This window comes from Streptomyces muensis, assembly GCF_021474425.1.
GTDB classification, from domain to species: Bacteria; Actinomycetota; Actinomycetes; order Streptomycetales; family Streptomycetaceae; genus Streptomyces; species Streptomyces muensis.
Map to the genome: position 1 here is coordinate 19,749 of NZ_JAKEIP010000087.1, position 11,860 is coordinate 31,608.

The 11,860-nt window shown below is 71.8% G+C and carries 8 protein-coding genes; 6 read left to right on the forward strand and 2 right to left on the reverse strand.

The annotated features are described in order from the left end of the window. Positions 1 to 57: 57 nt before the first annotated feature. Positions 58 to 891 (reverse strand): PIG-L family deacetylase, encoded by an 834-nt coding sequence (locus L0P92_RS21280; RefSeq protein ID WP_234764390.1) that lies wholly within the window; start codon positions 889 to 891, stop codon positions 58 to 60. Between the two features lie 190 nt (positions 892 to 1,081). On the opposite strand from L0P92_RS21280, the gene L0P92_RS21285 reads away from it, so the two are divergent. The 3 genes from L0P92_RS21285 to L0P92_RS21295 all read left to right on the forward strand — a co-directional run bounded on the left by L0P92_RS21285 (position 1,082) and on the right by L0P92_RS21295 (position 7,621). Next, positions 1,082 to 4,645: an nSTAND1 domain-containing NTPase gene (locus tag L0P92_RS21285; protein WP_234764391.1), complete on the forward strand. Its 3,564-nt coding sequence runs from the start codon at positions 1,082 to 1,084 to the stop codon at positions 4,643 to 4,645. 210 nt (positions 4,646 to 4,855) lie between these two features. After that, positions 4,856 to 6,682: a gamma-glutamyltransferase family protein gene (locus L0P92_RS21290; protein ID WP_234764392.1), complete on the forward strand. Its 1,827-nt coding sequence runs from the start codon at positions 4,856 to 4,858 to the stop codon at positions 6,680 to 6,682. A gap of 93 nt (positions 6,683 to 6,775) precedes the next feature. After that, the gene (locus L0P92_RS21295) at positions 6,776 to 7,621 is read left to right on the forward strand and encodes an inositol monophosphatase family protein (protein ID WP_234764393.1); all 846 of its coding nucleotides are present in this window, start codon (positions 6,776 to 6,778) and stop codon (positions 7,619 to 7,621) included. On the opposite strand, the gene L0P92_RS21300 is transcribed toward L0P92_RS21295, so the two are convergent. Next, positions 7,557 to 8,159: a hypothetical protein gene (locus L0P92_RS21300; RefSeq protein WP_234764394.1), complete on the reverse strand. Its 603-nt coding sequence runs from the start codon at positions 8,157 to 8,159 to the stop codon at positions 7,557 to 7,559. The two genes, L0P92_RS21295 and L0P92_RS21300, sit on opposite strands and share 65 nt — an antisense overlap. Before the next feature lie 97 nt (positions 8,160 to 8,256). Here L0P92_RS21300 and L0P92_RS21305 point away from each other — a divergent pair, with 97 nt between their 5' ends. The 3 genes from L0P92_RS21305 (at position 8,257) to L0P92_RS21315 (ending at position 11,771) form a co-directional block, all read left to right on the forward strand. Further along, a complete protein-coding gene (locus tag L0P92_RS21305) occupies positions 8,257 to 9,669 on the forward strand; it encodes a phytoene desaturase family protein (protein ID WP_234764395.1) in 1,413 nt (470 codons plus the stop codon). 205 nt (positions 9,670 to 9,874) lie between these two features. Further along, positions 9,875 to 10,870 (forward strand): SCO3242 family prenyltransferase, encoded by a 996-nt coding sequence (locus tag L0P92_RS21310; protein WP_234764396.1) that lies wholly within the window; start codon positions 9,875 to 9,877, stop codon positions 10,868 to 10,870. 34 nt (positions 10,871 to 10,904) lie between these two features. Beyond that, entirely contained in the window at positions 10,905 to 11,771 is an 867-nt protein-coding gene (locus tag L0P92_RS21315; protein WP_234764397.1) for a sugar phosphate isomerase/epimerase family protein, read from the forward strand. The last annotated feature ends 89 nt before the right edge of the window (positions 11,772 to 11,860 follow it).

Below are 11,860 nucleotides of genomic sequence, written 5' to 3' on the forward strand. Positions count from 1 at the left end.
CGGCGCCGTCAAGACCGGGCTGCTGCCTGCGTACGGACAGGTCTCCGGATGGGCGGATCAGCGCAGTCCGGCGAAGAGATCGTTCTCGGGAACGGCCGCGCCGGTGGCGTCCTGGACACGGAGGAAAGTCTCCATGCCCATCAGTTCGCCGAACCTCTCCTTGCCCATCTTGAGGAAGAAGATGTTCTCGCCCTGACTGGCGTGCGCGGCCAACGCGTCGAACTTCTGGCCACTGAACGCGGTCGTGTCCACCCATGTGGTGATCTCGTCGTCGGGCAGGCCGATCTCGGCCAGTGCGGCGGCCTCGGCGGGGTCCGGTTCCGGCATGTCCTCACCGAACTCGCGCATGATCTCGCCGAACCGCCGCATCCCCGAGCGGGGCATCGTCGTCCAGTACACCTTCGGCGTCAGCTCGGTCATCTCCAGCGCCGCCATCGTGATGCGGTGGGCCTGGATGTGGTCGGGGTGGCCGTAGAAACCGTTCTCGTCATAGGTGACGACCACATCGGGCCGGTAGTGCCGCATGAGTTCCGCGAGCCGGGCCGCGCCCTCCTCCACAGGGGTCTGCCAGAAGGATCCGGGGGCGTCGTTGCTCGGCCAGCCCATCATCCCGGAGTCCGCATAGTCCAGCATCTCCAGATCGCTGACCTTCAGGACGCCACAACTCGCCTCGAGTTCCTGCCGGCGCATCAGGGCGACCGCCGCCGGATCGTGCCCGGGATCGCCCGGCTTGACACCCCCCGGCCCGTCACCGCAACCGCCGTCGGTACACGTCACGAGAACCGTGCGGATGCCTTCTGCCGCATACCGCGCGAGGACACCTCCGGTTCCGGTGGCCTCGTCGTCGGGGTGGGCGTGCACTGCCATCAGCGTCAAAGGCCGGTCGGTCATGAATCAGTCCTCCTGCGGAAATACGTCTTGGTCCGGGCGGCGCCGGTCCCCTCCGTCGATGCAACCGCGCCGACCGGACCGACTGTTCCCGGCGCGGCCGCTCGGCCTTCCAGGCGTGAAGCATGTCCATGCATAGGGTTGGCTCGCGCGCGTGGAGTGACAGCGGACTCTGAATTCTGGTGGGGGATGCGTGGACCGTCGTCCGATAAAGCTTGTCCTGGACGTCCTGCTCATGCTGCTCGGCGCGCTGTTGGGCATGGCGGTCAACTACGCCACCAGTCGGACCGATCACGTCCCGTGGCTGCTGCGCCTGTTGCGGGAATGGTCGGTGCCCTTGGTCGCGGTCGTGCTCTTGCTCCTCGTCGCGGGGCAGGTCTGGCTGCACTTCCTGGAGCGGCCCGTCGCGATCACCCGGACGTGGAACTCCGCGCAGCCGCCGTACCCCGGGCTGGAGGCTTTCACCGAGGACGATGCCGGTGTGTTCTTCGGCCGCGACCGGGAGATCAGGGATCTCGTCGGCAGGCTCAACCCGTCCGCCCCGGCCCGTGCGCACCGGTTCGTCGCGGTGATCGGTCCCTCGGGGAGCGGCAAGTCCTCACTGGTGCGGGCGGGGCTGCTGCCCGCCCTGGGACGGCGGCGCGGCCTCTGGGTGACCACGCCACCGTTCGCACCGGGCGCCGATCCGCTGGCGAGCTTCACGTCGAGTCTTGCCGCGGCGCTGCCCGACATGACCGTCGAGCAGGTCCGGACAGAACTGGCCCAGGGCCCCGCGGGCGTACGACGGTGCCTGGACCGGCTGCGCACGGCGCGGGGCGGACGTGCCGCGCCGGTGCTCCTGGTCGTCGACCAGCTCGAGGAACTCCTCACGTTGACCGGAGCACAGGACCGGGACACGTTCCTCTCGCTGATCAAGGAGTCGCTCGCGGCGGACCCGCATCTGTGGGTGGTGGCCACCTTGCGATCGGATTTCCTGACCGACTTCCTGGGGACCGGACACGCCGCGCTGCTTCACCAGCCGACGCTGGTCGGCGTGCTCGGTCGCACCGAGCTGTTCGAGGTGATCGAGAAACCCGCGGAACAGGCGGGCCTGAGCTTCGCTCCCGGGGTCGTGGCACGGATGGTGGACGACACCGGAGGTGGGGACGCCCTGCCGCTGCTGGCGTACACCCTCCAGGAACTCTTCCTGCGGGTCGGCTCCGGCGGGGCGGTGACGGAGGACGACTACCGTCGCCTTGGCGCGGTCGCCGGGGCACTGTCCGAGCAGGCGGACCGGATCACCGCCGACCTGCGTACGGCCGACGCGGACACGCCGGTGCTCCCCACACTGCTGAAATTCGTGACCCTGGAGCACGGCGAACCGACTCGCCGCCGCGTGCACCGCGAGGACCTCACGCCCGAAGAGCGCGCCGTGACCGACGCGTTCGTCACCGGACGCCTGCTCACCAGCGACAATGCCGTGCTGGACGTCGCCCACGAGGCGCTCTTCCGGCAGTGGGCTCCGCTGCGTCAAGCTGTCGCGGCCAGTACGGACAAGCTGCGGCGCCGTACGGAGCTGGAAAGGTGGGCACAGGACTGGGAACGCTCGGGACGGCAGGACGCCTATCTGCTGAGCGGCGAACGGCTGGCCGTCGCACGCGCATGGGCGGACGACGCGCCCGAAGCCCTCACCGGCGTCCCGCTCGGCGCCGCCTTTCTGGAACGCTCCATCCGCCAGGACAGAATCTCCATGGAACGTGTCGCCGACGCGGTCGCCCACCGGGCTCTGGAAAGCGCCGAACGCGACCCGGAGTTGGCGATCCTCGCGGCGCTCGCCGCCATCGAGGAGTGCGCGCCCACCTCGGCGGCCCAACAGGCACTGCACACCGCTCTGGGCGCCTCCCGGCGACGTGCGGTCTTCCGGGGCCACGAACAGGACGTCAACGCCGTGGCCTGGTCTCCCGACGGGTCGCGCCTGGCGACCGCGTCGGACGACGGCACCATCCGGATCTGGGACGCCCAAGGGGCCGCGGACCCCGTCGTCCTCACCCATGTCCACGGCGACAGGCTGTACGCCGTGGCCTGGTCACCCGACGGGAAGCGGCTGGCCGCCGTCTCACGGGACCGTACCGTCACCGTCTGGGACGCCGAGACCTGGGCCGCACTCGGCGTGCTCACCGGTCATGACGACAGCGTCGGGGCTCTCGCGTGGTCACCGGACGGCGACCGGCTCGCCACGGCGAGCAGCGACCGTACCGTGCGGATCTGGGACGCGCAGACGCATGCCGAACTGACCGTGCTGACCGGCCACGAGCTGCCGGTGTGGGCCCTGGCCTGGTCACTCGACCGACGGCAACTCGCCAGCGCGTCGGACGACGGCACGGTGCGCGTCTGGTCCCTGGCACCCGGCGGGCGCACCACCGAACTGACCGGCCACCGGGCCGGTGTCTCGGCCGTCGCCTGGTCCCCCGACGGCCGCCGTCTCACGTCGGTGTCGGAGGACCGCACGGCTCTGGTCTGGAACATCGCCGAAGCAGCGGAAGAAGGGGACGAGCCGCAGGCCCGGACACTCACCTCGCTGACACCGCTGACCTGCGTGACATGGTCCCCCGACGGCCGCCGCATCGCCGTCGGAGACGACGACCGCACGGTTCGCGTCTGGGATGCGGGCACAGGTGAGGAATCACTGCTGGTCGGCCACACCGACAGCGTCAACGGCATCGCCTGGCACGGCCACCGTATCGCCACCGTCTCCCGCGACCGGACCGTGGCCATCTGGGACGCCACTCCGCGCGGCAGCCGGACCGGCACCCTGCTCGGCCACGACGACTCGGTCCAGAGCGTCTCCTGGTCGCCCGACGGCACCCGCCTCGCCACCGCCTCCCAGGACGGCACGGCCGTGATCTGGGACGTCGCACAGAACTCCGCGGTGGCCACGCTGAGACACGAAGGCGCCGTCTCCGACCTGGCATGGTCCCCCGACGGCGAGCGGCTGGTCACCGCCTCCCGTGGCGCCGCCGCCCGAATCTGGGACGTCCACGACCGGACGCAGCTCGCCGTGCTGCGCGGCCACGACGACGAACTCACGACGGTCTCCTGGTCCCCTGACGGCACCCGGATCGCCACGGCATCGCGCGACAGCACCACCCGTATCTGGGATGCCTCGGACGGCAACGAACTCACGGTGCTCCGCGGGGACAGGTACTGGATGGGCGGGGCCGCGTGGTCTCCCGACAGCCGCCACCTCGCCACCTCGTCGACCGACAAGGCGCTCTGTGTCTGGGACGCCCACCGGGGGACGGCCGTGACGACCTTGCACGGGCACACGGACTACGCGTGGCGCGTCGCCTGGTCACCTGATGGCCGTCGGCTCGCCACCGGCTCCCGGGATCGCACCATTCGCCTCTGGGACCCGTTCAGCGGTGCCGAGCTCGTCACCATGACAGGGCACCAGGAACGCGTTCAAGGCGTCGCCTGGTCACCTGACGGGCGGCACCTGGCCACCGTGTCCTGGGACCGCACCGTGCGGCTCTGGAACCCGGACGACGGCCGAGAGCTGACCGTCGTGGGGGTCCACGACGACCAGGTCAACGGTCTGGCATGGCATCCGGACGGCTCACACCTGGCCACCGTCTCCCGGGACCGCAGCGTACGAATCTGGGAACCCGCTCCCGATATGGACACCCTGCTCGGACGCGCCCGGTCCCGCGTCTTCCGCCGACTCACCGACGACGAACGCCGCAGCTTCCTGTTGCCGACAGCCCGAGCAGGAGTCTGAAGGGCATCGGGTCTTTCGGACCGAGGCAGGGGAGTTCGGACTGAGGCAGGGGAGAAGGAGCGCAGGGCAGATCGATAGCCTGCTCGGTGAAGTGATCAGGGGAACGTGGGTCCTGTCCCGAACTCCCAGATCTCCCCAGATCTCCCCAGGATGGTTCCTGAGCGCCGATCGGACGGACCGATGCGCGCAAACAGCGAGGTGAGAGGCCGTATGTTCACCACCCGCCCCACCCTCCAGGGCACCTTCGGCATGGTGTCCTCCACCCACTGGCTCGCCTCGCAGTCCGCGATGGCCGTGCTGGAACGCGGGGGCAACGCCTATGACGCCGCCGTGGCCGGGGCGTTCGTGCTGCATGTCGTCGAGCCGCATCTCAACGGGCCGGCCGGTGAGGTGCCGATCCTCGTCGCCCCGGCGGGCTGCGAGGTGCGCGTGCTGTGCGGGCAGGGCGTGGCACCGGCCGGGGCGTCCGTCGCGCACTACCGGAGCCTCGGGCTGGACCTCGTGCCCGGCACGGGACCGCTCGCCGCCGCCGTGCCCGGCGCGTTCGACGCCTGGATGCTGCTGCTGCGGGACCACGGCACGCGGACGCTCGCCGAAGTGCTCCAGTACGCCATCGACTACGCGGAACACGGACACGCGCCCGTGGAGCGGGTCGGCGAGACCGTCGAGACCGTGCGGGAACTGTTCGAGACGGAGTGGACCTCGTCGGCCGAGGTGTACCTGCCCGGCGGGAAGGCACCCCGGCCCGGGGAACTGCTGCGCAACCCCGCCCTCGCCGCCACCTGGAAGCGGCTCCTCGACGAGGTCGCCGGTGCCGGGGACCGGGTCGCGCAGATCGAGGCCGCGCGCGAGGTGTGGCGGACCGGATTCATCGCCGAGGCCCTGGTACGGCAGGCCCAGCGGCCCACCATGGACACCAGCGGCGAACGGCACTCCGGCACGCTCACGGCCGCCGACCTCGCCGGCTGGTCCGCGACCTACGAGGCGCCGGCGACGTACGACTTCAACGGCTGGACCGTGTGCAAGGCCGGCCCCTGGAGCCAGGGCCCGGTGCTCCTCCAGCAGCTCGCGCTGCTTCCGCCGGAGCTGCCCCGGTACGGGTCCGCCGAGTACGTCCATCTGCTGATCGAGGGCTGCAAGCTGGCCATGGCCGACCGGGAGGCCTGGTACGGCGACGCGGCCGAGGTGCCGCTCGACGAGCTGCTGTCGGCGGACTACAACGCGGCCCGGCGCGAGCTGGTCGGCGAGAAGGCCTCCCACGAGCTGCGGCCCGGCAGCCCGGGCGGACGCGCCCCGCGGCTGTGCGCCCACGCGCGCGTGGTGGCCTCCGACGAACCCGGCTTCGACGTGCTGGGCGTGGGCGAACCGACGGTCGCCAAGCGCCCGACGTCACCGGTGCCGGGCGAGCCCGACGTCTCCGCGGACGGCGCCACCCGTGGCGACACCTGCCACCTCGACATAGTCGACCGCTGGGGCAACATGATCGCGGCGACCCCCAGCGGCGGCTGGCTCCAGTCCAACCCGGTCGTGCCCGAACTGGGCTTCCCGCTGGGCACCCGGCTCCAGATGACCTGGCTGGAGGAGGGCCTGCCGAACTCGCTGACGCCCGGACGACGGCCCCGTACGACGCTCACGCCCTCGATCGCCCTGCGCGACGGTGTGCCCGTGATGGCCTTCGGCACGCCCGGCGGGGACCAGCAGGACCAGTGGCAGCTGCACTTCCTCCTCGCGGTCGCCCTGCGCGCCCCGATCCGCGGCGGACTCGACCTCCAGGGCGCGATCGACGCCCCGAACTGGCACAACGACAGCTTCCCGGGCTCCTTCTACCCGCGCGGGATGCGACCGGGGAGCGTCACGGTGGAATCGCGGATGGACGCCGAGGTGGTGGAGGAGCTGCGGCGCCGTGGCCACGACGTGACGGTCGGCGACGCCTGGTCCGAGGGGCGGCTGTGCGCGGTCGCGAGGGACCCGGAGACCGGGGTGCTGTCGGCGGCGGCGAACCCGCGGGGGATGCAGGGGTACGCGGTCGGCCGCTGACCTGCTGATGTCCGCCCCTCATGTTCAGTCCCACGCCATCCGCCGGCCATCCGGCGGGCGGGGATTGTCAGTGGGGCGTGCTCTCATGGAGGGGTGATCGAAGACAACGAAACCATCGACGAGTTTCTCGCCCGGCATGCGGCAGACGTGGAAGAAGCGGTCCGCAAGGCGGCCGCGGCCGAGATCATGCCCCGTTTCCGGCAGCTGGCCGACCACGAGGTCGACCAGAAGGCCGGACCGCACGACCTGGTGACGGACGCCGACCGGCTCGCGGAGAAGTACCTCACCGAGGTGCTCGGCGCGCTGCTGCCCGGCTCGGTCGTGGTCGGCGAGGAGGCGGTGGACGCCGATCCGGCGTCGTACGAGGCGCTCCAGGGTGACGCGCCGGTCTGGATCGTCGACCCGGTCGACGGCACCCGCCAGTTCGTGCACGGCGACCCCGGCTTCTGCACGCTGGTCGCGCTCGCGCAAAAGGGCGTCGTGCTCGCCTCCTGGATCTACGCCCCCGCCCGCGACCAATTGGCCACGGCGATACGGGGCAAGGGCGCCCACCTCGACGGCGTGCCGCTGCGCTCCGGCGCGCCGGACCCGGGCCGGGACCTGCGCGTCGCCACCTCCCACCCGGACTACACGACCGACGAACAGAAGCGCGACCTGCTGGGCCTGTGGACCGACGGGATCGAGCCGCGCCCCTGCGGTTCGGCGGGGCTCGAGTATCTCGCCGTCGCCCGGGGCGAGTTGGACGCGACCGCGTTCAGCTGGGAGCTGGCCTGGGACCACGCCGCGGGCATCCTCCTCGTCGAGGAGGCGGGCGGCGCCCACCTGACCCGCGCAGGCGAGCCCTTCCGCATCACGGGCGGCAACGCCCTGCCGTTCACGACGGCCCGGGACGCGGCCACGGCTCGCCGGGTGCGGGCACTGCTGTCGGGCGCAGCCTGATCTGCGGGCGGCCCCCGCCGAGGCGGAGGTCGACCACCTCGAACTCGGCGGGGGTGCCCTCCGCGGGCCACTCGCACTCCGCCCGCAGCAGCACCAGGGCGTCCACGAAGCCGGCGGCGGGCAGACCGACGTCGACGAAGACCCCCGTGACACCGGGACCCCAGGGCGACACGGCGAAGGTCCCGGTCAGACGCGTCCCGACCGGCAGGGGACCGGTGTCATGGCGGACGTCGCACTGGCGGAAGGACCGGGCACGGCCCCACGCCACATCGAAATCCCGGGCGTCGACCGACCGGGTGCCCGGCGGCTCCACCACCGGTGCGGGCACCGGCACCCCGTACACGGTCTCGTACAGCCGCACACCCCACTCACCGGACGCCTGCCGTGTCAGCGCCATCTCGACCGGTTCGACCGCCACCACGGGCACCGAACCAGGCCCCCGGAAGGTGATCTGCCGCGACACCTGACCGGCTTCACCCAGCTCGAACCAGTGCCACAGGTCGTCCTCCGGCACAGGGAAACGGAAGCGGCGCGTCACCCGGCGGACTCTACCCGCGCCCCTGCGCTGTCAGTGGCCCGGCATATCCTGATCCTTCAAGGCCATCGGCTGACGAAGGAGTCCGAAGGTGCCGTCGATGCTCGATGCGGTCGTGGTGGGTGCGGGGCCGAACGGACTGACCGCTGCCGTGGAGCTGGCCCGCCGCGGCTTCTCCGTGGCCGTGTTCGAGGCGCGTGACACCGTCGGCGGCGGAGCCCGCACCGAGGAGCTGACCCTCCCCGGCTTCCGGCACGACCCGTGCTCCGGCGCGCATCCCCTGGGCATCAACTCGCCCGTGTTCCGCACCATGCCGCTCGACCGCTACGGCCTTCAGTGGCTGCACGCCGAACTGCCCATGGCGCACCCCTTCACCGACGGCAGCGCCGCCGTGCTCTCCCGGTCCGTCGCCGAGACCGCCGCGTCGTTCGGCCCGCGCGACGCCGGCACCTACCGCAGGCTGGTCGAGCCGTTCCTCGCCAAGTGGGACACCCTGGCCCGGGACTTCATGTCCCTGCCCCTCACCGCGCTGCCCCGGGACCCGGTCACCCTCGCCCGGTTCGGCCTGGTCGGCCTGCCCCCGTCGACCTGGCTGACGCGGCGCTTCCGCGACGAGCGGGCCAGGACACTCTTCGCCGGTCTCGTCGCACATGTCATCGCCCCGCTGGGCGGCTTCGCCACCGGCGCCATCGGACTGGTCTTCGCCCTCGCCGCCCACGCCCGCGGCTGGCCCGTGGCCCGTGGCGGCTCCCAGTCCATCTCCGACGCACTCACCGCCTATCTGAAGGACCTCGGCGGCACCGTCCACACCGACTACGAGGTCAAGCGGCTCGACGACCTGCCGCCGGCCCGCGCCTACATCTTCGACACCTCACCCACCGCGCTGGCCCGTATCGCCGGCTTCGGCAGCTACTACGAGAACTACCGCTACGGCGCCGCCGCCTTCAAGATCGACTACGCCCTGGACGGCCCGGTGCCGTGGACCTCGCCGGAGGCGCGGCGGGCCGGCACCGTACAGGTCGGCGGGAGCAGCGCGGAGATCGGCGCCGCGCTGCGCGCCGCGTCACGGGAGGGCCGGGCACCCGACAAGCCGTTCATGATCACGGTGCAGCCCAGTGTCGCCGACCCCACCCGGGCACCCGAGGGCAAGCACGTCTTCTGGGCCTACGGACATGTGCCGAACGGCTGGACCGGAGACCTCACCGACGCCCTGGAACGCCAACTGGAGCGCTTCGCCCCGGGGTTCCGCGACCGCGTCCTCGCCCGCGCGACGGCCGGCCCCGCCGAACTCGCCGCCCGCAACGCCAACTACGTCGGCGGCGACATCGCCTCCGGCGCTGCCTCCGGGCTCCAACTCCTGCTCCGGCCCAGGCTGTCGCTCTTCCCCTACCGCACTCCGCACCCGGCCGTCTTCATCTGCTCGTCGGCGACCCCGCCCGGACCTGGCGTGCACGGCATGTCGGGGCACAACGCCGCCAAGGCGGTGTGGCGGCGGTTGCGGCAGGAACCGTGAGACGGAAGCCGTGAGACGGGGAGCCGTGAGACTGCTCAAACGGTCCACGTTTACCTGGAGTTCGGGTTGGACGGTAAGAGAATTCCGTGTCTTCTTTGTCACTCCTCTTACCGGGGGGTAGGTACCTGAATGGTCAACAGCCGCGAGTAGGGTGCGGCCCATGAAAGATCGGAAAGCGGTTGCCCGCTGTGGGTCCCGGTCTGCCGTGCGCCTCACCGACCTTGCCCTGCTCGTCAGAGCGCCGGCCGCGCTGAGTGTCCCCGGCGACGTGATCGCGGGAGCGGCCGCCGCCGGCCGCCCGCTGGGCGCCCGTACCCTCGGAGTGATCGGTTCCTCCGTCTGCCTCTACTGGGCAGGCATGGCCCTCAACGACTACGCCGACGCCGCGGTGGACTCCGTCGAGCGGCCGGGGCGGCCGGTGCCGTCGGGGCGGGTGCCGCGGCGCACCGCGCTCGCCGTGGCCGGGACGCTCACGGCGGCGGGGATCGGCCTTGCCGCCGCGTCCGGGGGGCGGCGCAGTGTGGGTGTCGCGCTTCCCCTGGCGGGGCTGGTGTGGGCGTACGACCTGAAGCTGAAGTCGACGCCGGCGGGGGGCTTCGCCATGGCGGGGGCTCGAGTGCTGGATGTGCTGGCCGGGGCGGTTGTGCCGGGGGCCGGTGCGGAGGCGGTCGGTGTCGCGCTGCGGCGGGCCGCGGTGCCTGCCGGGGTGGTGGGGGTGCACACCGGGACGTTGATGGCGCTCAGTCGGCATGAGGTCGGCGGGGCGCCGGTGCGGGTGCCTTCGGCGACGTTTGCGGTGTCGGCGGTGACGGCCCTGGCGGCGGCCGTCCCGGTTGAGCAAGGCGCCATCCGGGGTGCCGCGAAGGGGCGTCGTGCGTCTGCTGCGCCGTCGGGGCTTGTCGCGCAGTTCCCCGCGCCCCTTAAGGCCGTTGTCGGTGCCGTTTCTTCCAAGAAGCTCCCGGCTGTCGTCGCCGCCGTCGGTGCGCTTGGCTATCTCGGGACCTATGGGTCCGCCCAAGTCCGTGCCGTTCGTCGGCCGTCGGGGGAGAATGTGCGGCGGGCCGTGGGGGCCGGGATTCTTGGGCTGATGCCTCTGCAAGCCGCGTTGACCGCGCGCGGCGGGGCGCCGGGGGTGGCCGCGGCGCTCGGTGTGATCCATCCCCTCGCGCGACGGCTCGCCCGGCGCATATCGCCCACCTGAGACCCACCACACCTCCGTGTGAGGAACCCGCACCATGAGACCTCCCCCCACTGCTCCCTCCCTCTCTCCCTCCACACCCCTCAAGTTCGGCTACGGCACCAACGGCTTCACGCATCACCGGCTCTCCGACGTCCTCGCCGTCCTCGCCGACCTCGGCTACGACGGCGTCGCGCTCACCCTCGACCACGGCCATCTCGACCCGTACGCCGACGACCTGCCCCGCCGCGTCAGCGAGCTCGCACGGCAACTCGCGCGCCGCGAGCTGGACGTGACGGTGGAGACCGGCGCGCCGTACTTCCTCGACCCGTGGGGCAAGCACCTGCCCACGCTGATGTCCGACGGCTCCGAGACGAGGATCGACCTGCTGCGGCGCGCCCTGCGTATCGCCGCCGACCTCGGGTCGCCCACCGTGCATCTGTGCAGCGGCCCGGCGCCGGACGGGCTGCCGGAGCGGGACGCGTGGAAGCGGCTCGCGGCCGGTGTCGAGACCGTGCTGGAGACGGCGGAGACGTACGGGGTGGCGCTGGCCTTCGAGCCGGAGCCGTACATGTTCGTCGACACCGTGGAGCGCTGCCTGCGGCTCGCCCGGCTGGTCGACGGGCACGAGCTGTTCGGGATCACCCTGGACATCGGCCACGCGCACTGTGTGGAGAATCGTTCCGTGCTCGACTGTGTGCGTGACGCGGCGCCGCTGCTGCGCAATGTGCAGATCGAGGACATGCGGCGCGGCATCCACCGGCACCTCGAACTCGGCGCCGGCGAGATCGACTTCCCGCCCGTCCTTGACGCCCTGCGCGCGCTGAACCACCGCGGCCTGGTCTCCGTGGAGATCCAGGGCGGCTCACTCGACGCGCCCGACGTCGCCCGCCGCTCGATCGAGTTCCTGCGCGCCATCGGCTAGCCACACCCCTCGCCTGCCCCTCTTCTGGCCCCACCTCCTCCCACCTCGCAGAATGTGTTCCTCCATGGCTGTCACGACCGCCTCCGCCC

What these genes read in the sequence shown, in the direction of transcription:
- L0P92_RS21280 (WP_234764390.1), bottom strand. Translation starts at nt 891, where the DNA reads ATGACCGACCGGCCTTTGACGCTGATGGCAGTGCACGCCCACCCCGAC.
- L0P92_RS21290 (WP_234764392.1), top strand. Translation starts at nt 4,856, where the DNA reads ATGTTCACCACCCGCCCCACCCTCCAGGGCACCTTCGGCATGGTGTCC.
- L0P92_RS21305 (WP_234764395.1), top strand. Translation starts at nt 8,257, where the DNA reads ATGCTCGATGCGGTCGTGGTGGGTGCGGGGCCGAACGGACTGACCGCT.
- L0P92_RS21315 (WP_234764397.1), top strand. Translation starts at nt 10,905, where the DNA reads ATGAGACCTCCCCCCACTGCTCCCTCCCTCTCTCCCTCCACACCCCTC.